The following is a 20,401-nucleotide window of genomic DNA, read 5'->3' as shown; positions in this document are numbered from 1 at the left end:
CTGACTTACTTCGCGCGGCGACCGGCGCGAACTGCCGTCACCGATGCATCGGCGGGGCGGGCGTCTGATCGTTGTTTCAAGCGCGTCTCGATATTGCGTACCTCGGACTGCAGCATGCGAACCAGCTTTTGCTGACGGTCCTCGCCCATGCGGCTCTCGATCGCGCCGATCGAGAGTGCGCCGGCCGGGGTGCCCGATTCGTCGTGGAACACGATGCCCAGGCCCCATGAGCCGGGGTGAACCAAGCCGCGATGCATCGAGTAGCCTCGTTCGCGCGTCTCACGCACCAGCGCCCACAGCCCCTCGGGCGTGATCGACGGGTAATGTTCGCGATAACTCGCCGCGTTCGCGCTCAGCGTTTGCTCGACCTCGTCGTCGTCCAATGCCGCCAATAGCGCGATGGCCCCGGCACCCACGCCGAGCGGGTGGCAGTCCCCGATCGTCAGCACCTGCGCGCGCACCGGATACGCACCCTCCTCACGGTGGATACAAACGGCGTAATCGCCACGGCGCACGGTCAGAAAGGCGGTGTCCTCCGACTGATGCGCGAGCCGCACCACGCTGCCCACGGCGATGCGATGCGCGCCGAAGCGCTCGGCCGCCAGCGTGCCCAGCACGTAGCTTTCGATACCGAGGTGATAGCGCTTGCTCTGCGGATCCTGCTCGATCAGACGGGCTCGCGTGAGCGCGCCGAGCAGGCGGTGTACCGTGGGCTGCTTCAGGCCGCTTTGTGCGACCAGTTCACGCAACGGCATGCCGACCCGGCTCTGCGCCGACACAAGACTGAGCAACGCCATCGCGCGGTCGATGCTTTGCGAGCCATCTCGTTCGATCGGCACCACGGCGGCGGTCGTGTCTTCGCCTTGCAACCGCTTGTTATCGGCGGACGATTGAATCATTTATTAAACTCCACATTGTGGACTATTGATTCTTAATTCGATGTGTGAATTAACACTTGCTTAATTCACATTGTGGACGGCTAATGTGTGTAACCCTGCGAAAATTATAGGGATTAGCGCTCCGTTATGAATCGTGGTTAACGAGCACTATCCACAAATGCGGGTAATCTCCTATCCTTCGTTCAACGTATTCCGTTTTATTTGCAGTCCACATTATGGATTTAAATAAATTAACGAGATCGCGAGGTGGTGTGTGAACGAATCCATGAACGCCACGGCGTCGATGCAAGGCAAGACGGTGATTGTGTTCGGCGCGGGCTGCCGCGGCGATGGCTGGAACAATGGCAAAGCGGCCGCGCTCGCCTATGCGCGTGCTGGCGCAAGTGTGTGTTGCGTCGATCTCGACGGCGATCTGGCCGACGGCACGGCCGATGCAATCAAGCAAGCGGGGGGCACGGCGCTCGCCGTGCGTGCCGATGTCACGGACGCTGCGTCGGTGGCACAAGCGATTGCCGAGACGCTGTCGCGCCTGGGGCGCATCGACGTGCTGCACAACAACGTGGGCGTGACGCACATGGGCGGCCCGGTCGAGCTGGACGAAGCGACCTGGCATCTCGCCATCGAATTGAATCTCGGCTCGGTCTACCGCACGGCCAAGGCCGTCTTGCCGCATATGATCGAGCGCGGCAGCGGCGTGATCATCAACATCTCGTCGCTGGCAGCGCTGGGGTGGACCGGCTATCCCTATTTCGCTTACTCGGCCTCGAAGGCGGCCGTGAATCAGGCCACCGTCAGCATGGCGATGCAGTACGCACGCCATGGCATTCGGGCTAATTGCGTGCTTCCCGGCGCGATTCACACCCCGTTGATCTACACGCAGATCGCGTCGCAGTACAGCAGCGTGGAAGCCATGATCGAGGCACGCAACAAGATGGTACCCATGGGCCGCATGGGCGACCCGTGGGACGTGGCCAACGCGGCCGTCTTTCTCGCTTCGGAGCAAGCTCGATTTATCACGGGCGTGTGTTTGCCCGTCGATGGCGGGCAGAGCTGCTCGATGGTTCCGCTCACGTGACGCACAACGTGGGCGATGCGTGACGTCGCGCGAATGCCCATCAGCGATTCCACAATTTCATCGACCCGTGCGGCGTTCAGCGCGGGCATCTCGAATTCGACACAGGAGCTACACATGCAAGCAGAGTCACGGGTCGCGGTGATCACGGGCGGCGCGGGCGGCATCGGCGCGGCGATCGCCGAACGGCTGGCCGACGATGGGTTCACGGTGATCGTCAGCGATCTGGAACTGGAGGCCGCGCAGGCCGTGGCGTCGGCGATCATGGCGCGCGGGCGTCGCGCAGATGCCATGACGCTCGATGTGGGTAGCGACGATTCGATCGAACAGTTCTTCGCCGCGCTCGACGACCGACATGGCCGGTGCGACGTGCTTGTCAACAACGCCGGTATCGCGAGCCTCAAGCCATTCATCGATTTCCCGCTCGACACGTTCCGCCGCATCATGGAGATCAACGTGACCGGCCCGTTGGCGCTCGCGCAGCACGCGGCGCGCCGCATGCGCGCGCGCCAGTGGGGTCGGATCGTCAACATCGCGTCGACGAGCGGCATCCGCGCCGGTGCCGGGCGCACCGGCTACGGCACGTCGAAGACCGCGCTGATGGGGCTCACGCGACAGATCGCGATCGAGCTTGCCCAGTCGGGGATCACGGCGAATGCGATCGCGCCGGGGCCGGTCGAGACGCCGCTCACCCGGCATCACTCGGCGCAGGCGCGCGAGACCTATCTGCGCCAGGTGCCGATGAAGCGCTACGGCCAGCCGAGCGAGATTGCCGCGGCAGTCGCGTTCTTCGCGTCGGAGGGGGCGAGTTTCGTGACCGGCCAGACGCTCGCGGTCGATGGCGGCTTCGTTGCCGCGGGCATCCTCGACGAATGACGCTGGCCTGCACCGAGCTTAAGGAAGAGACAAGATGAATACGCAACCCATGCTGGTTGGTTGGGCGCACTCGCGCTTCGGCAAGCTTGATGCGCCTGACGTGGAAACGCTGATGCGGGACGTGATTGGCGACGCGTTGGCGCACGCGGGCGTCGTGGCCGAAGACATCGACGCGGTGATGGTTGGGGTCTACAACAACGGCCTCACGCCGCAGGGCTTCGAGGGCGCCCTCGCTTCGCTCGCGCAACCGGGCCTGCGCTTCGCACCCGCGATGCATGTGGAGAACGCCTGCGCGACAGGATCTGCAGCGCTTCATGCGGCGATGGATTTCATTGCGGCAGGGCGTGGCAAGCTCGCGTTGGTGATCGGGGCCGAGAAGATGACCGCCGTGCCGGGGCGGGCCATTCCCGACATCCTGATGAGCGGGTCTTATCGTCGCGAGGAAAGCAACCCCGACGGTTTCGCCGGCATTTTCGGACGGATCGCGCAGACATACTTCGAGCGCCATGGCGACCACAGCGACGCGTTGGCGATGATCGCGGCCAAGAACCATGCGAACGGCGTGCGCAATCCCTATGCGCACTTGCGCAAGGATCTGGGTTTCGCGTTTTGCAATACGCCGTCGGAACAGAATCCGTTCGTCGCCGGACCGCTGCGCCGCACCGATTGCTCGCTCGTCTCCGATGGCGCCGCAGCGATGGTGATCGCCGCGCCCGAGGTCGCGATGACGATGCAACGTGCCATTCGATTTCGCGCACGCGTGCAGGTCAACGATTTCCTGCCGCTCGCGAAGCGCGATCCGATCGCGTTCGAAGGCGCGCGTCGCGCGTGGGGCAAGGCGCTCGGCAGCTCAGGGGTGACGCTGGGGGATCTGAGTCTTGTCGAGACGCACGACTGCTTCACGATCGCCGAGATGATCGAGTACGAGGCGATGGGGCTTGCCGAGCCCGGTGAGGGTTGGCGGGTGATCGAGGAGGGGGTGACGTTGCGCGACGGGCGCTTGCCGGTCAACCCGTCGGGCGGGCTCAAGTCGCGCGGCCACCCGTTGGGTGCGACGGGGGTCTCGCAACATGTGATGGCGGCGATGCAGCTCACGGGGGAGGCGGGCGACATGCAGATCGCTGACGCCACGCTCGCGGGCGTCTTCAACATGGGGGGCGCCGCAGTGGCCAATTACGTCTCGATCATGGAGCGCGCCAAATGAGCTTCATCCACATGACGCCGAGCTCGGCACGAGTGATGAACCTTGCGTATTTCGCGACGCGCAACGCGCGTCGTTTTCCGAATCATTCGGCGATCGTTTTCGGCGAACAGCAATGGACGTGGCAAGCCTTCGACGAACGCGTTTCGGCGCTCGCGGCGGGCTTACGCGCGGTCGGTGTGGGCGCCGGCGATACCGTGCTTGCCCACTCGCGCAACAGCAACGAGATGATCGAGGCGATGGTCGCCGTGTTTCGTCTGGGCGCGGTATGGGTGCCGACCAACTTCCGGCTCGCGCCGGGCGAGGTGGTCACCATGGCACGTGTGGCGGAACCGACGGTATTTCTGTGCCAGACGGATTACCCGGAACATGCTGCGGCGGTTGTCGCAGAGCGTCCGGGCTGCAACATCGTCTGGTTTACTGGTGAGAATGCGGTGCCGGACGAATCGCCGCACGTGAGTGCGCTGATCGATCGCCACCTGTCGGCCCCGATGGCCAACGCGGTGGTCGAGCGCGACACGCCGTGCTGGCTGTTTTTTACGTCGGGCACCACCGGGAGTCCAAAGGGGGCGGTGCTCACGCACGGACAACTGGCGTTCGTCATCAACAACCACCTGTGTGATCTCATGCCCGGCCTGACGCACGAGGATGGCTCGCTGGTGGTCGCGCCGATTTCGCACGGCGCGGGCATGCATCAGCTCAACGTGATGGCGCGTGGCGGCACGACGGTGATGATGCCGGCCCAGAAGCTCGATCCGGCGCAAGCGTTCGCGCTGATCGAGCGGTATCGGTTGACCAATATGTTCACGGTGCCGACCATTCTCAAGATGCTGGTCGAGCACCCGGCTGTCGACGCGTACGACCACGCGAGTCTGCGCTACGTGATCTACGCGGGCGCGTCGATGTACGAGCAGGATCAGAAGCGCGCGCTGGCCAAGCTGGGACCTGTGCTGGTGCAGTATTACGGCCTGGGGGAAGTCACGGGCAACATTACCGTATTGCCGACGCACGACCACAACGACGAGACCATCGCGTTGCGACCGCGGACGTGTGGGGTCGAGCGCAGCGGCATGCAAGTGACGATTCAGGACGATGCGGGCAACGAACTTGGGCCGGGCGAGACGGGAGAGGTCTGCGTCATCGGTCCGGCGGTTTTCGCTGGCTATTACCGCAACCCCGAAGCCAATGCCAAGTCGTTCCGCGATGGCTGGTTTCGCACGGGCGACATCGGGCATATGGATGAGAACGGTTATGTGTATCTGACCGGTCGGGCGTCGGATATGTACATCTCGGGCGGCTCCAATGTGTATCCGCGCGAGATCGAGGAATTGATACTGACTCACGGTGCGATCAACGAGGTCGCGGTGGTCGGCGTGCCGGATGCGCAGTGGGGCGAGGTCGGTGTGGCCGTCTGCGTTTTGCATGCCGGGGAGCGGCTGGACGAATCGGCGCTGCAGGATTGGCTCAAGACCCGTATCGCCAAGTACAAGGTTCCCAAGCGAATGGTCTTTTGGGACGCGCTGCCGAAGTCGGGCTACGGCAAGGTGCCGAAGCGGATGGTGCTCGACGAGTTGAAGCGGCGCGATGAGGCCTCTCAGGAGGTGGAGATGCGGTCGGATTGAGGGGATGGGGCGGTCGCGCGAGGTCGGCCTGCTCCCGCCTGATATCGCGTCTCCGATTGTCATCCGCCGCAACCGCATCGCGATACTTCGATACGAAAGCCTCAAGGCGCAGTACCTGTTTGTGTGTCGCAGCAATTGCCGCTTCGAGTTGCTTGTCTGGCAACGCATCGAAATCCGCGTCCTCGTCGCGTACCTCTGCCGCGATATTTGTGATCTCTGCACGATCCGCTGCTAAATCTTGCTCCCACGCGAGGGCCGCTCCCGCTTGGCCGCCCTGAGCCAGTATCCTGCGGCGCGATCCATCAGCGTAGTCCAGAAGCTCGGGCAGCGACCTAAGCGCGTGGTGAGCGCTTCCGAGCTGCTGTCGTAGTTCAAGCCGCAAATCGAGCGACTTCACTTGGCTGCTTTTCCAAAGGGCTAGGCCGCCCGTCACCATTCCGGCGATGCCTGTAAACGAGGTAATGATGTCCATGACCGTGCTCATGTTCGCGCGCCTTCGGGAGTGGGTGAGCATCAGTCTATCGCTTTCGAGCGCGGGTTCGGGCGCGTCCCCCGAGCGTCCTGCGTTCGTGCACGCTAGCGTCAGGAAACGCTCGGAATGCCCGGACGAGGCAGGAGCGCGCAGTTATCCGTTCTTCGCAGGCTTTCCCGCCAGATAGTCCAGGCCTTCGCGTAAGGCTCGCTTCGTGACGGTATCTGCGGCCCTTGCCCACGAATCCGGGTCCGCGCGCTCGCTGGAGGGTGCAAGCGCCTTTTCTGCTGCCGTAATGGCCGCGCCGTACCAATCGACCAGCAAATATCCGATTGCCTGAGTCAACTGCTCGCCCTGCCACCGATCCGGCTCGCGCTGCTCGATATCGAGTTGATCGAGCGCCGCGCTTATGAAGCGTTCTACGAATTGCTTCTTGCCGTAGTTGGGCGTGGCTTGGAATTCGGCTGGACCGGCCAGAGTTTCATAGACACTCACGAGCCGTTTAGCGCGTAAACGGCGACCAGCAGCGCGAGGAAGGTTAGGAGGCCGTCGATCGTCATGCGGTGATGGAATCTCGCATTGGCGGCTTTCTCGTCACCCGGCAAGTTTGCGCAGGAGACTCTCCAAATCTTGGCGAATGTATTCTTCTTCGCGTAGTTTGTGGTCGACCAAATTGGTCCGTCTGCCGTTGTTGAAAAGCTGCTCGACGACCTCGGCAACCTGATACAAGACTTCGATGATTGCCTCAACCTCCCCGATATTTGTCTTCGCAAAGAGAGCGTCCTTGCCGCCGATCGTTGCCATATCCTTGTGAGCGATCAGCTTGTGCCGGATCGGCTGGTAGTTGGTCTTGTACACCGCCTCACACGGCGTGATTGCAGCCGCGAGAGTTTGGAAATCGGCAGTGACCGGCTCGTAAACACCGGGCAGGTACCCATCCAAGTAGTCCGGCCTAACACCATGGTTGCTGGCAAGTCGTCGTGCTTCAAACGCTGGCTTGCTGAATTGATCAATGGCCGCCTCACATTTGCTGATGAACGTGCGGGCAGTAAGCGAGCGCTTGTCACGATCAAAAAGTCGTCCAAACGCCGAAAAGAACGTGATCTGCAGCGAGTGCGCGATTAGGTTCCAAGAAAGCGCATTGCGTTGTAGCGCCTGAAACAATGTGGGGTTGTGCGCGGCTAGGCTGTTAATACTTTTCCAGGCATAGAAGCTGGATGCGGTCACGTTGACTTCGCCGCGATATTCCTTCAGCAGTTCTTCAATCGCGTTCATGGGTCAGGCCAACTCGCGCAGGTAGGCACCGGTCACCCGAAGGTTGCCCTGCCGATCGAAATTCTTGGGATCGGCGAGCGCGGCGCGCACGCCGTCGAGGATGCTGCCGCGAAACTTATCGAAGGTCTTCAGATAGACGGCGTCGTCTTCGGCGCCGGTATGCCGGCCGAGATCTTCGATCGCCTCGCGGGTGAGGAACACCGTCCATTCCTTGCCTTGCCATTCGATCGTTAATGGCAATCCGTCCCACTTGGTCATCGTCGTCGGCCGGCGAACCAGGTTCGGGCGGTTTGCGATCAGCCGTACCCCTGGACCGGCGTCCACGGTGCCGGGCAAGAATTCGATGCCAGCGTTCTCCAGCGTGCGGCGGACCGCAGCGGCCGTGCCGCTGTCGGCTGCGCGCTTCTGGCTTTCGAGGTCGCGGACCGACGTGAGCGCCACGCCGGTCGCCTTGGCAAGCTCGTCCTGTGACCAGTCGAGTAGTGCTCGGCCGGCGCGGATCTGCGCTGGGATGACGATCATCTGCTGCATGGCTTCCCCCGGGATCGGTTGGAATATGCTGCTAGTTTGTAGGCTAAATAAGCCTATCGCAAGACAGGTCTAAAACGCTAACCAGACCGTCTTCGCCTCGGGGCGGTTTCCTTCTCCTGCCAATGCTGAAAATCAACCGCTTGATTAGTCCGCGCGTAACTCGTTGATTCACAAGGAGACGCACGGCGGCCCTTGCGGACTTCGGGCGTTTCGCACAGAGCGATGCCGGAGAGAAGAAGGGCCAGGAGAGAGTGGAAAGCGGCCATGAACGGACCACTGGGCCAACTGGCGAAGTCCGCAGGCGTTCGCGGGAATCTGCGCAAACACGCGGGAACCAGCGCGATCAGACGAGAAAAAGCCCCAACTGAGAACAGTTGGGGCTTCAATATTGGTGGAGCCGGCGGGGATCGAACCCGCGTCCGCAAGTACTCTACGATCAGTTCTACATACTTAGTTCAGTCATTTGATTTAACCGTTTTGTCGCGGACGAACACGCTACGCAACAGCGATCCACTTGATTTTAGGCTCCGGCGCCGTGGCACCACCGAAGATTATCTGACGTGAATAACCTCGCTTGGTATTGCTACCCTAACCCGTCAGAGAGCTAGTGCGAGGCAGGCGCCCTTAGGCAGCCAGTGCGTACGAGTTATCGTTTGCAGTTACTAATTTTCCCATTGATTAACGAGGTGACGGGTCCTCGGTATGCCCTGATTCGCTTCGCTACCCACGTCGAAACCATGTCGGCCCCAGTGGTAACGCTAATTATGACACAAATGGCCTACTTAAGTTCAAAGTCCACCCGTGTCGTCGCCCCCTTGTCCTTGATGCCGTCCGCGTTGAGCTTCGGCGCTACCACGAACATCCGATCCGACGCGATCTTGCCGTCCAGCCACGACCGTACGCGCTGCGCCCGCCGATCCGCCAGCGCCCGCAGATCGTCATCGCCCACCTTGACGTTCGTCTCCATGAGCTTTTCCATCTCGTCGTCCGGCAGCGATTTCGCAAACCCGATCATGTTGCGCGGCTTGGCAAAGTCCGCAGCCTTGTATGCGGCCGTCAAGTACTTGCTGCGCTCCTCCGGACTGACCTTCACGGTGTCCACGTCGATGCTCTCTCCCTTGCCGACCATCGCCTTGACCTTCTGCGCCTTGATCGCACGCTCCACCGCCACCTTGCGCAGACCGTCGGTATCCTTCGCCGGATCGACCCGACCCTCGATATCCAGCTTCAACGCCGTACGATCCGTCAGCGCCTTGACCAGCGTCTCCAGCCGCTTCTCGCTCTCCGGCGTCAGACGCGCGCTGCCTGGCGCGAACTCCACGTAGCCCAGCTCCTGGTCGCCGCCGCCAAACGCCGATGCCAGCAAACTGAACGGCGCCGTCGCCGCCTTGACGATCAGGTTCACGAACGCCCGGAAAATCACCCCGCCAAGGCTGAACTGCGGATCGTCGAGCGAGCCGGAGATCGGGATGTCCACATCGATTTCGCCGCGCGAATTTTTCAGCAGCGATACCGCCAGACGCACCGGAAGATTGGTCGCCGTCGGACTGTCCACGTGATCCCCGAACGTCAACTGGTCGATGAAGATGTGATTGTTCGCCGTCAGCTTCGCCTGATCGAGCAGGTAGTGCACATCGACCGTGAGCTTGCCCTTCTCGATGGGGTAGCCCGCGTACTTCGTGGAGTACGGCGTGAGATTGGTCAGCTCGATACCGTCGGCCTTGGCACTCAGATCCACGAACGCCATCGGCGCAAGCGGATTGATCTTGCCGTTGATGCCGATCGGTGAATTCCGGTTGACCTTGCCTTGTAGCGAGACTGCAGCGGGCTCGGTCGTCGCCGTGCCGAATGCGCCGATTTGCCCACCGATATCCGTCAGGTTCGCTGTGTAGTTCGGCTTGACGAAGTTGTCCGTGAAGTTGATGTTTCCGCCTTGCAGCGTGATACGCCCGATGTGGACGTCCGCAGGCAGCGCCTTGCCGGCGCCGTAGCCCGGGCCGCGCTGTGCCGTCGTCTCGCCAGGCTTCTGCGCTGGCGTCTCGACGCCCGTCGGTTGTCCCGCTTCCACGGCGGACGCCGCCGCATCGAGCGGTGGCTTGGCCGTCGATCCACCGAGCGGCACGCCTTCATTCGCACGCGTCAGCGAACGCGGTGCCGCTTCCTTGTTGCCGACCACATCGGCCAGATTCAAGCGCCCGTTCGCGTTGATGATCAAACGCGCGTAAAAGCGCGACAACGCAATGCTGCCCAACTGGACGTTAGGCTTGCCGCTGCCCACCGCCAGATTGATCTGCTGCACCGCCAGCGCATTCCAGCGCATGAAGTCATCCGTCGTGACCTTGTCGAGCAGACGTACGTTGCCCAATGTGGCATCGCCGCGATAGGTTGCCTGCGGGGTGTCGCCCTTCATCGCGAACGTGGCCCGCCCGTTGCTGGAGAGCAGCGCGCTCGCGATGCTCGCGTTCAATTGGTCACTCATGTACGAATCGAACGCCGCCAGATCGAGCTGCTGCGTCTTGATCTGAAGATCGGCCGCGAGCGGTTGCGGCGTGACATGACCCGTGGCGTTAAGCGCCCCTTTCTTATTGAGCGTGCCGCTGATGTCCACCTGCAACGGCTTGCTCATGTCCTGCGACGCGCCTTGCACTTTGACGTTGAGCGGTGCGAACGTCGCGTTGATCGGACGGCCTTTGACGTCGCGGTCTTCAAACCCGAGGCTGGCGTTTTCCAACGCCACCTTGCCGACAGTCCATTGCCAGCCACCGGCGCCCGCCTGCGCGTTCGATGAAGTCGCCGAGGCGGACGTTCGCCGGCCGCGCTCCGTGCCCACGCGCGCTTTGATGCCTTTGCCTTTGCGTTGGTTTGCCGCGGCTTTCGGCTGGCCGTCGCCGGTCAGGGCAAGCAGGTTGATCTTGCCGTCCTTGTCGCGACGCGCCGACACCTGCAGTCCGTTGACGGTGACCTCGTCGATCGCCGCTTGCCGCGCGCCCAGATCGAAGTGTGAGAGTTTCACTTCAGCCTTGGCCAGTTTGACCGGCGCGTCGCCCTTGAGACCGGTCAGCCATTCGATCTTCTCGAGCGTGGCCGTGGCCGGCGCAATCTGGACGTTGGGCTGCTTGTCGGGGGCAAACGCCGCGCTGAACCTGGCCTGGGCGCCGAGCGTGCCACTCTTCAGATCGCCCGCGAGCGCGCCTTGCGCGAAGGGCAGCAGGGCGGCGAGCGCAATCGACTGGGCCTCGAGTTCGCCGCTCGCGTTGTACGCGGGCAGGCTGAACTGGCCGTGGGCTTTGAGCGAGCCGCCGCTCTGGATACCCAGCGAGGCGTCGTACGTCGCGGGGTCCTTGCCGAGCGTCGAGAACTGCTTCACGCCGATCTGGATATTCTCCAGCGCGAGGCTCGCCGGTTTCGCGCCGCGCTCGTCGGTCAAGCGCACCTTGCTGTTGACGAGCGAGACGTCGCCGACCAGCAGGTCGAGCGGCGCGGGCTCGGCAGCGGCCAACGCTTTCGCCTGGGCCGCTTCGGCCGCCGACGCCGGCGACGCAGGACGTGCCGTCTGCTCGGCCGGCACCTTCGGTGCCGCCTTGGCCGCTTCGCTCGCTTGCGGCGACGCCGCAGCCTGATCCACCGCCTTGCCCACCGCCTTGATGACCTGACGCTGCGGCAGCAGCGCCTTGGCGACGTTGATCGAGCCGTCTTTTTCCAGCGTGACGTGCTGGTCGAGACCGTCAACTCGCACGCTATCGATGTGATAGATATTGCCCAGCGGCTCGACCTTGCCCAGCTTCACGTCGACCTGTTTGACGGCGACGAGCGGCGAGCCATCCGGCTCGTTGACCACGGCGTCGGACAATCCCGCCGTACCCGTGAGCAGCACGTGATTGCCGTCTTTATCGCGGGTGAAATGCAGCTTCAGATCGGTACTGATGGCGCCGCTCTTGATCTGCGCGGGCACGTTGACCGGCGAATACCCGAGGTACTTGGTCAGGTCGAACCGGTCGAGCTTGATGTCGACCGTCGATTCCAGAGAATCGGCGAACGGCTTGGTCTGGCCCGAGATCCGCACCGGTGAGCCGTCGATGGAGGCCTGCAGCAGCGGCTGCACGAAGATGTCGGTGTCGGCCGGCAGGTTCGCGATGAACGGCACGCCGACCTGCAGATGGTCGATAACGTGCTTTTCGTTCTGCACGGCGTCGTCGAAGCGCACCGTACCGTTCTTGATCTGAACATTATTCAGTGCAAAGCGAGCGGGCTTGGATGGCTCGGGCGACGGCGGTCCCGACGTTGCGCGATCGATGATGTCCGAGAAGTTGAAGCGTTGAGGGGCCGTGCGCACGATGTTGAGCACCGGCGTGTCGACGTAAAGCTCGTCGACGACCGGCGCAAGGCGGAACAGCGAACCCCAGGAGGCGTTCACGCGCAGCATGCCCACGTCCACGAATGGCTGCCCCGGCGTTTTGTCGCCGATGTGGACCTGATGCAAATCCAGGCGCAGTGTGTACGGGTTGAAGCTGACGTCGCCCACGCTCACCGGTCGTTCCAGATAGGCCGAGAGCTTTTCGATGGCGTAATGCTTGACCACCGCCGGCACGGTGAAATAACCGATGACGCCGAACACGGCGATCACCCCGGCGGTCCACAGGCTGGTCTTGCGCGCACGGCGGCGCACGTTGGGGTCGCGCCCGAGCGCGCGGGCACGAACGAGACCCTGTTGCAGACGATTGCCGTCGGCGGACGATTCCGGCGAGGCTGAAGGGGGTTTGCGATCGTTCTCTTGCTCGGCCATGCGGTCTCCCGTAAGTCGCCAGTGACGCAGGCGCCGCGCCACTGTTGCGCGGCGAGACAGACCCGGGATCGGCTGCGGTGGCCCTGTCCCGGGAGGTAATGACCCGACCCGTCAGGCCGGCAACATTACCAGCGGGGCGATCGCCCCCGCGTGTTCGACGACAGCGTCCGCCTGCCACTCGGCAGGGGCCAGCGAGTCGCCGCAATAGCCATAGGCCGCCGCGACAGTCGCCATCCCTGCCGCCTTGCCCGCCTGAATGTCGCGCAGGTCGTCGCCGACGTACACGATGCGCCCGGGCGTGATGCCCATGCACTCGGCGGCGTACAGCAGGGGGGCGGGGTGAGGCTTGCTGTGCGGCGTCGTGTCACCCGACACCACGCACGCGGCGCCCTCGGCGAGCCCGAGCAGTTTGACGAGCGGATCGGTCAGACGCGCGGCCTTGTTGGTCACAATGCCCCACGGCATACCACGCGCGGCCAAGGCCTCGAGCAGCGCGGGAATCCCGTCGAACAGGCGACTCTGCACGCACAAGGCAGCTTCGTAATTGGCGAGGAAGGCGTCGCGCAAGGAAGGGAACGCCGCATCCTCAGGGGCGACGCCAAAGGCGCTGCCGATCAGCCCGCGCGCGCCGTGCGACGCTTGCAGGCGCAGCGTCTCGTAGGGGCCCGGTGGCAGACCGCGGTCGGTGCGTACCTTGTTGACGGCGGCGACGAGATCGAGCGCGGTGTCGGCCAGCGTGCCGTCCAGATCGAACAGCACGGCGTGAACGTTGCCGTTGAGCAGTTGCGCATCGGCGGCGAAGGACATGCCGGGGACTCGGGCGGGGGGCTCGAACATATCAGGCATCGCGGGTGCACGCGATCATGTAGTTGACGTCGGTATCGCGGTTGATCGCGTAGCGCTTGCTCAGCGGGTTGTAGGTCATGCCGCGCAGATCCCGCACCGTCAGGCCGCTGGCGCGGACGAACGACGCGAGTTCCGACGGACGGATGAACTTGGCGTAATCGTGCGTGCCGCGCGGCAGCATGCGCAGCACGTATTCGGCGCCGACCACGGCCAGCAGCCAGGCCTTCGGGTTACGGTTGAGCGTCGAGAAGAACACATGACCGCCCGGTTTGACGAGCGTTGCACAGGCCGCCACGACGGATGCCGGCGACGGCACGTGTTCCAGCATCTCCATGCAGGTCACGACGTCGTACGTACCCGCATCGCGCGCGGCGAGCGCCTCGGCGGAGATCTCTTCGTAGTCGATGGACAGGCCGGCTTCGAGGCTGTGCAGATCGGCCACGCCGAGCGCCTTTTTCGACAGATCGATTCCCTTGACGTGTGCGCCCTGGCGCGCCATCGATTCGGAGAGAATGCCGCCGCCGCAGCCAATGTCGAGCACGCGCTTGCCGTGGAGCGGCACATGCTGCTCGATCCAGTCGAGGCGCAGCGGGTTGATTTCGTGCAGCGGCTTGAATTCGCTGTGCGGATCCCACCAACGGTGGGCCAATTCACTGAATTTATTGAGTTCTTGCGGGTCGGCGTTCATCACTTGCTCATGGACAGGGACGGCTTGGGGACGGGCAGAATGCCGCGCGGCAGCACGTGCCCGGGGACCGGCTTGACCGGTGGGCGCCGTCGAGATGAGGCAAGTATAACGAAGGGAGTGTGCCCATGTCCAAAGCGCGAGGCATGGCGCGGCGCCGGGTGTGAAGATCCCCGGCGTCGCGCCATGCCTCGCGTCTACCTCGTTGTGCTTACGCTGCGGCCGGTAGTAAGTCCGCCAGTACGGCATGCGGATCGTGATAGACCAGGCCCAGCGCGTCGGCGACACCACGGTTGGTCACCCTGCCGCGTGCCACATTGAGTCCGGCAAGCAGGTGCGGATCGGCGCGCATCGCGGCGACCGGCCCATGATCGGCCAGTTGCAGAATGAACGGCAGCGTCACGTTGTTGAGCGCGAACGTGGAGGTGCGCGGCACGCCGCCGGGCATGTTGGCGACGCAATAGTGCACGATCCCGTCCACGACGTAGACCGGATCGGCATGCGTCGTCGCGTGTGAGGTCTCGCAACAACCGCCCTGATCGATTGCGACATCGACGATGACAGCGCCCTTGCGCATGAGCCCGAGCATCGCGCGCGTAATGAGTTTCGGCGCCGCCGCGCCCGGAATGAGGACACCGCCGATGACGAGATCGGCGTCGTGCAAATGCGTTTCGATGGCGTGTTGCGTCGAATAGACCGTCTGCACGTGGCCACCGAACTGCGCATTGAGGCGGCGTAACGCGTCGACCGATTTGTCGATCACCGTCACCTGCGCGCCGATGCCCACGGCCACCGTCGCGGCATTGGTGCCAACAACGCCACCGCCCAGGATCACGACTTTGCCGGCTTCCACCCCCGGTACACCGGCGAGGAGCAGACCCAGTCCGCCATGCGTCTTTTCGAGCGCGGTGGCCCCGGCCTGGATCGACATGCGTCCGGCGACCTCGGACATGGGGGCGAGCAGGGGAAGTCCGCCATTCGCAGAGGTCACCGTCTCATAGGCAATGCACGTGGCGCCGCTCTTGAGCAGGTCACGGGTCTGGTCGGGATCGGGGGCGAGATGGAGATACGTGAAGAGTGTGTGATGGGGCTGAAGGCGGGCGCGTTCGACGGCCTGCGGCTCTTTGACCTTCACGATCAGTTCGGCGCGATCGAACACGTCGACCGCCGTTGCGGCAATGCGAGCACCGGCGGCGGCGTAGACCGTGTCGTCCATGCCGATGCCGGCGCCGGCCTGGGTCTCGATCCACACTTCGTGCCCGCGGGCGACGACTTCGCGCACGGCGGCGGGCGTCATGCCGACGCGGTATTCGTGGTTCTTGATCTCCTTGGGTACACCGATTTTCATGATGCGTCTCCTTTTTTGTGATGTGACAGCAAAAAGTGACGACAGCGCATGCCAACGTTTCGGCGGCGCCAATCAAAACGGCACCCGAAGGTGCCGTCTGGAAGCTCAGGCGAAGGCCGGTTGGGCCTGCGCGTCGGGCGCGCGGCTGTAGCGCGCCACCGACAGATCGTCGGCCAGAATCGCGGGCCGCCGTCCCGACATCAGGTCGGCCAGCAACTGCCCGGAGCCGCAGGACATCGTCCAGCCCAGTGTGCCGTGTCCCGTATTCAAGAACAGATTGCGCAGGGCGGTGGCGCCCACGATCGGCGTGCCGTCGGGGGTCATCGGGCGCAGCCCTGTCCAGAACGAGGCGTCGGCCGTGTTGCCGGCGCCTGGATACAGATCGTTCACGACCATTTCCAGCGTGGCGCGGCGAGCCGGATTGAGCGTCTTGTCGTAGCCGACCACTTCGGCCATGCCGCCAACGCGAATGCGGTCGTCGAAGCGGGTGACGGCAATCTTGTAGGTCTCGTCGAGCACGGTCGACACCGGCGCGCGCGATGCGTCGACGATGGGCACCGTAATCGAGTATCCCTTGAGCGGATACACCGGGATGTCGACGAGGCCGCGCAGGAACGGTGTGGTGTACGAGCCGAGGGCGACGACGTAGGCGTCGGCGCGTTGCACCGTGCCTGCGCAGACCACGCCATCGATCTTGTCGCCGGCAACGTTCAAACCGTCGATCGGCATGTCGTAGCGGAATTTCACGCCGAGTCCCTCGGCCATCGCCGCCAGACGCGTGGTGAACAACTGGCAGTCGCCGGTTTCATCGTTGGGCAGGCGCAGGCCGCCCGCGAGCTTGTGAGCAACGGCCGCCAATGCCGGCTCGGCGCTGGCGAGTGCCTGGCGGTCGAGCAACTCGAACGGCACACCGGCCTCTTCAAGCACCGCCATGTCGCGCGCGGCGTTCGCCAGTTGCTCGTCGGTACGGAACAGTTGCAGCGTGCCCGCCTGACGACCTTCGTAAGGAATGCCCGTCTCCGCGCGCAGCGCACGGAAGCAGTCGCGGCTGTACTCGGCGATCCGCACCATGCGTTCCTTGTTGACGGCATAACGCTCGGGCGTGCAATTGCGCAGCATTTGATAGAGCCACTTGAGTTGCGTGAGCGTGCCGTCCGGACGGATGGCGAGCGGGGCGTGCTTCTGGAACAACCACTTGATGGCCTTCATCGGAATGCCCGGCGCTGCCCACGGCGAGGCGTAGCCCGGCGAAATCTGGCCGGCGTTGCCGAAGCTGGTCTCGAGCGCCGGTCCGGCTTGACGATCGAGCACCGTGACGTCGTGCCCGGCCTTCGCCAGGTAATAGGCGCTGGTGACGCCGATGACGCCGCTACCGAGAACGATGACCTTCATTGCGTTGACTCCTGTAAAACCATGGTTATCCAGTAATAATTGGCATAGTATTATCTGATTGGTAGGTTTAGTTAATGTATATATCTGAAATTCAGGAATAAGTAATGAGAGTCCAGCAGCAATCGATCCGAACGCTGGATCGCCTCGATCGGCGCATTCTCGCGCTGCTTCAGCAAGACGGGCGGATGTCGATGAAAGACCTCGCCGAGCAGGTCGGCCTGTCGATTACGCCTTGCATCGAGCGCGTGAAACGCATGGAGCGCGACGGCGTGATCATGGGGTACTACGCCCGGGTGAATCCGGCCGCGCTTGGCGCCGCGTTGCTGGTATTCGTCGAGATCACGCTCGATCACAAGTCCGGCAACATGTTCGATCAGTTTCGGCGGGAAGTGCTGCGCATCCCGGAGGTGATGGAGTGCCATCTCATCTCGGGCGACTTCGACTATCTGATCAAGGCGCGCATTCGAGAGATGTCCGAGTACCGTAAGTTGCTCGGCGACATCCTACTGCAACTGCCAGGGGCCGTGCAGTCGAAGAGCTACGTGGTGATGGAGGAGATCAAGGAGACGCTCACCATCCACGTCGAGGAGTGAGCGGGGGGCAGCGGGAGGGCTTCGATAAACCTAAGTTGCCGTTGCGTTCGGCGTCCCTCTTTAGAAGAGTGGCATCTGCGGGTCGGCCTTGTCCGTCCCGGCTACGGTGGCTTGCGCGGCGGTTTGCCGTCCATTGGCGGCGCTCGAGGTTGCCGGTGCAGGGACCTTGAACTGATCGTTCCGCAACGGCGGTCGCGCCTGATTGAGGCCCAACTTGCGGGCGGCCAGATGAAAGCGCTGACGGATCAACTCCGCATGCAAACCGGTGCCGCGCATGCGCGTGCCGAACTCGGAACTGTTGTGCTTGCCGTCGCGCACCTGCTCGATCAGGCTCATGACGTGGCGTGCTCTGAGCGGGTAATGCGCTTCGAGCCACGTCACGAAAACATCGTGAACTTCGCGCGGCAGTCGCAGCATCACATAGCCCGCGTACGTTGCGCCGGCTTGCGCCGCCGTCGTCAATACCCGTTCGATATCGAAATCGGTGAGCGCCGGCACGATGGGCGCCACGATCACCCCGGTGGGGATACCCGCGTCCGTCAGCTTGCGGATGGCCTCGATGCGACGTGCCGGGGTGTTGGCGCGCGGCTCCATCTTGCGGGCGATTTCCGCATCGAGCGTTCCCACTGAGATGAATACGCGGGCCAGACCGCGCTGCGCCATTCGCGACAGGATGTCGATGTCGCGCGTGACCAGCGCGGATTTCGTGGTGATGCCGACGGGATGGCCGAAACGCTCGAGCACTTCCAGCACGCTGCGGGTGATGCCGTATTCACGTTCGATGGGCTGGTACGGGTCGGTGTTTGCGCCGAGTGCGAGCAGGGCGGGCTGATAGCCGCGCTTGCGCAACTCGGCGTCGAGGCGCTCGGCGGCGTTGTGTTTCGCGTAAAGGCGGGTTTCGAAGTCGAGCCCCGGCGAGAGGCCGAGATAGGCGTGCGTGGGACGCGCAAAACAATAGGCGCAGCCATGCTCGCATCCCCGATATGGGTTGATCGAACGGTCGAAGGGAATGTCCGTCGATTGATTGCGCGAGATGATCGTTCGCGCATTTTCCAGCGCGACTTGCGTGACGAACTTGACCTCGCATTCTTGGGCAGCATCCGATTCATGTCGGGTCTCATCGCTTTCGCGCCGGAATTCGGAAAAGCGCGATTCGAGATTCGCGGTAGCGCCTCGGCCCTTACGCGACGGGGGCGGCGCGAATGAGGAAGCCATGACTTGTCTCCTTGATGGCAGTCCGGGGCGCGAAGGCAGGGCGTTCGCGAGGAATGCTTGTCATTATACTGTGTTTTTGTACAGTATCCGAGGGGCAGGCATGACACAGAACGGACTGGCGGGCGAGGCGGGGTGGCGCGGGTGGGGAGCGTCGAGCGGTTGGATGGGCTGGAGGCGCTGGATGCCCTTATGCGGCGCTTTCCGGGGCGGACGGCGGCAAATATGGCGCGATGGCGCGTGCGATGGCGTCGAGTGCGGCGCCGTCCGCGTTCGGGCGTTGATGGGCGAGGTGAATCGCCCGGAGCGTCAGCAGCGAATACAGCGTCGCGTGATTGCCGCCCAGCGAGGCGAGCGCTTCGGTGTGGCGGGTGACGATGCCTGCGTCGCCCCGCGACACCGGGCCGGAGAGCGCACCGGCGAGTCCGCGCTCGCGGGCGGCGGTGAGGGTGCCCATGACCAGCGGCCACATGGCGTCTTGGGCGTCGGCTTCCGGCATGCCGATCGCTTGCCAGAGCTGGGTAGCTTCATCAAGCAGGCACAGCAGAAAACTGGCGGCGTAATTGGCGCCGGCGTGATATCGCATCCGTTCGCCCGCCGGGATCGACAGGGCGCGGCACCCCATCGCGCTCGCGAGCGCGTGGAGCACAGCGTTCAGCGGGGCGTCGGCTTCGATGGTAACGGCGCTGCCCGGCAGGCGCATCGCGTCGTCATCGAGACCGGCAAAAAGAAACAGTGGGTGGAAGCCGCCAATTTGCGCACCGTGTTGGGTGGCGGCCGCGAGCAGACCGACTTCCGAGGCGCCGCTGCAATGCACCAGTGCCTGCCCGGCGCTCGGCGACAGATGCGCGGCGCACGAGGCGATGGCGTCGTCGGGAACGCTCAGGAAGACAAGGTCGGCATGGGCGAAGACCGCGTTCATGTCGTTCGGCCGGTGGATTGGCAGGGGCTTACACGCCGGCAGGGCGACCGCGACGCGTTGCGCTGCATCGAGGCGTCGGCTTGCGATCGCCGTCACCTCATACCCCGCGCGTGCCGCCGCGAGCGCGAGGGCGCATGCAACGCGACCGGCGCCGATGAAGCCGAGTGTCGGTCGAGGGGGCGTGGTGGCGGAGCGTGGGGTCATGCTGATGCGTTACTGCGACAGGCGATTCGGCGTGTCGTGCGTTTCGAAATAGGTCTGGAACGCCACGGCGAGGCCAACCATCATCAACATCGCACCCACGAACAGCGACACGCTTACGATGATGACGGCGATCCACCCCGAGCGCGATTTGCGCTGGGCGCTGGCGTTGAACTGGGCATCCCAGCGCTCGTCGGGCCGAAGTCCGTAGACAATCGCCGCCAGGAATGCGGAAAACAGCGAGATGGCGCCGAGAATCGTCAGGCCCCATCCGGCGGGAGACTGCAGCTCACTCGTGACCAGCAGCCCCCAACCCGCTACACCGCAGGCCGATCCCACGACATGGGCCCACCCGAAGCGGTCGCGCAGACCATACAGGTAGAAACGATGCAGCCCCAGCGTGCCGAACAGCATTGCCAGGCCCGCGGTCAGGGTCTTGGATTTATAGGCGACTGCATTCATTGGGATGGG

Annotated in this window: 18 protein-coding genes and 1 other RNA gene; 6 read left to right on the top strand and 13 right to left on the bottom strand. The window is 63.6% G+C overall.

The genetic code is table 11. The annotated features are described in order from the left end of the window. Window positions 1–5 precede the first annotated feature (5 nt). On the bottom strand, window positions 6–899 hold the full coding sequence (locus tag PCE31107_RS12385) for an IclR family transcriptional regulator (RefSeq protein WP_150608725.1): 894 nt from the start codon (window positions 897–899) through the stop codon (window positions 6–8). Window positions 900–1,152: 253 nt separating this feature from the next. On the opposite strand from PCE31107_RS12385, the gene PCE31107_RS12380 reads away from it, so the two are divergent. The 5 genes from PCE31107_RS12380 (at window position 1,153) to PCE31107_RS12360 (ending at window position 5,905) form a co-directional block, all read left to right on the top strand. Next, complete coding sequence (locus PCE31107_RS12380; RefSeq protein WP_246181813.1) at window positions 1,153–1,974, top strand: SDR family NAD(P)-dependent oxidoreductase; 822 nt, start codon at window positions 1,153–1,155, stop codon at window positions 1,972–1,974. A 114-nt stretch (window positions 1,975–2,088) separates the two neighbouring features. Further along, the gene (locus PCE31107_RS12375; protein ID WP_174966644.1) at window positions 2,089–2,847 is read left to right on the top strand and encodes an SDR family NAD(P)-dependent oxidoreductase; all 759 of its coding nucleotides are present in this window, start codon (window positions 2,089–2,091) and stop codon (window positions 2,845–2,847) included. Window positions 2,848–2,881: 34 nt separating this feature from the next. After that, complete coding sequence (locus PCE31107_RS12370; protein ID WP_150608721.1) at window positions 2,882–4,051, top strand: acetyl-CoA acetyltransferase; 1,170 nt, start codon at window positions 2,882–2,884, stop codon at window positions 4,049–4,051. Continuing rightward, entirely contained in the window at window positions 4,048–5,670 is a 1,623-nt protein-coding gene (locus PCE31107_RS12365) for an acyl-CoA synthetase (RefSeq protein ID WP_150608719.1), read from the top strand. The genes PCE31107_RS12370 and PCE31107_RS12365 overlap by 4 nt, the downstream gene beginning before the upstream one ends. A 4-nt stretch (window positions 5,671–5,674) precedes the next feature. Beyond that, on the top strand, window positions 5,675–5,905 hold the full coding sequence (locus PCE31107_RS12360) for a hypothetical protein (RefSeq protein ID WP_150608717.1): 231 nt from the start codon (window positions 5,675–5,677) through the stop codon (window positions 5,903–5,905). 390 nt (window positions 5,906–6,295) lie between these two features. Here the strand turns inward: PCE31107_RS12360 and PCE31107_RS12355 are convergent, their stop codons facing one another. From PCE31107_RS12355 to PCE31107_RS12315, 9 genes are all read right to left on the bottom strand, one after another. Further along, complete coding sequence (locus PCE31107_RS12355) at window positions 6,296–6,637, bottom strand: hypothetical protein (protein ID WP_150608715.1); 342 nt, start codon at window positions 6,635–6,637, stop codon at window positions 6,296–6,298. A gap of 99 nt (window positions 6,638–6,736) precedes the next feature. Next, window positions 6,737–7,417, bottom strand: a complete 681-nt coding sequence (locus PCE31107_RS12350) for an AbiU2 domain-containing protein (RefSeq protein ID WP_150608713.1) — start codon at window positions 7,415–7,417, stop codon at window positions 6,737–6,739. A 3-nt stretch (window positions 7,418–7,420) separates the two neighbouring features. Then, complete coding sequence (locus PCE31107_RS12345; RefSeq protein WP_217425199.1) at window positions 7,421–7,948, bottom strand: helix-turn-helix domain-containing protein; 528 nt, start codon at window positions 7,946–7,948, stop codon at window positions 7,421–7,423. A 389-nt stretch (window positions 7,949–8,337) separates the two neighbouring features. Further along, window positions 8,338–8,696: a transfer-messenger RNA gene (ssrA, locus tag PCE31107_RS12340) on the bottom strand. Window positions 8,697–8,726: 30 nt separating this feature from the next. Beyond that, on the bottom strand, window positions 8,727–12,731 hold the full coding sequence (locus tag PCE31107_RS12335) for a DUF748 domain-containing protein (protein WP_150608711.1): 4,005 nt from the start codon (window positions 12,729–12,731) through the stop codon (window positions 8,727–8,729). 111 nt (window positions 12,732–12,842) lie between these two features. Next, window positions 12,843–13,538, bottom strand: a complete 696-nt coding sequence (locus PCE31107_RS12330; RefSeq protein WP_174966643.1) for an HAD-IA family hydrolase — start codon at window positions 13,536–13,538, stop codon at window positions 12,843–12,845. Window positions 13,539–13,569: 31 nt separating this feature from the next. Then, window positions 13,570–14,268 carry a bifunctional 2-polyprenyl-6-hydroxyphenol methylase/3-demethylubiquinol 3-O-methyltransferase UbiG gene (gene ubiG / locus PCE31107_RS12325; protein WP_150608707.1) on the bottom strand — a complete coding sequence of 233 codons (699 nt, stop codon included), beginning with the start codon at window positions 14,266–14,268 and terminating at the stop codon, window positions 13,570–13,572. Between the two features lie 205 nt (window positions 14,269–14,473). Then, window positions 14,474–15,610 (bottom strand): alanine dehydrogenase, encoded by a 1,137-nt coding sequence (ald, locus tag PCE31107_RS12320; RefSeq protein ID WP_150608705.1) that lies wholly within the window; start codon window positions 15,608–15,610, stop codon window positions 14,474–14,476. Window positions 15,611–15,715: 105 nt separating this feature from the next. Then, window positions 15,716–17,002 (bottom strand): D-amino acid dehydrogenase, encoded by a 1,287-nt coding sequence (locus PCE31107_RS12315; protein WP_150608703.1) that lies wholly within the window; start codon window positions 17,000–17,002, stop codon window positions 15,716–15,718. Between the two features lie 104 nt (window positions 17,003–17,106). Here PCE31107_RS12315 and PCE31107_RS12310 point away from each other — a divergent pair, with 104 nt between their 5' ends. Further along, entirely contained in the window at window positions 17,107–17,595 is a 489-nt protein-coding gene (locus tag PCE31107_RS12310) for an Lrp/AsnC ligand binding domain-containing protein (protein ID WP_017234859.1), read from the top strand. A gap of 60 nt (window positions 17,596–17,655) precedes the next feature. On the opposite strand, the gene PCE31107_RS12305 is transcribed toward PCE31107_RS12310, so the two are convergent. From PCE31107_RS12305 to PCE31107_RS12295, 3 genes are all read right to left on the bottom strand, one after another. After that, the gene (locus PCE31107_RS12305) at window positions 17,656–18,810 is read right to left on the bottom strand and encodes a PA0069 family radical SAM protein (protein ID WP_130025496.1); all 1,155 of its coding nucleotides are present in this window, start codon (window positions 18,808–18,810) and stop codon (window positions 17,656–17,658) included. A 187-nt stretch (window positions 18,811–18,997) separates the two neighbouring features. Then, window positions 18,998–19,933, bottom strand: coding sequence for a Rossmann-like and DUF2520 domain-containing protein (locus tag PCE31107_RS12300; RefSeq protein ID WP_150608701.1), 936 nt, complete (start codon window positions 19,931–19,933; stop codon window positions 18,998–19,000). 9 nt (window positions 19,934–19,942) lie between these two features. After that, window positions 19,943–20,392, bottom strand: a complete 450-nt coding sequence (locus tag PCE31107_RS12295; RefSeq protein ID WP_130025498.1) for a TM2 domain-containing protein — start codon at window positions 20,390–20,392, stop codon at window positions 19,943–19,945. Window positions 20,393–20,401 lie beyond the last annotated feature (9 nt).

The sequence above is a fragment of the Pandoraea cepalis genome (assembly GCF_902459625.1).
In the GTDB taxonomy this organism is placed as follows: domain Bacteria; phylum Pseudomonadota; class Gammaproteobacteria; order Burkholderiales; family Burkholderiaceae; genus Pandoraea; species Pandoraea cepalis.
This window is presented reverse-complemented; position numbering and strand designations above follow the sequence as displayed.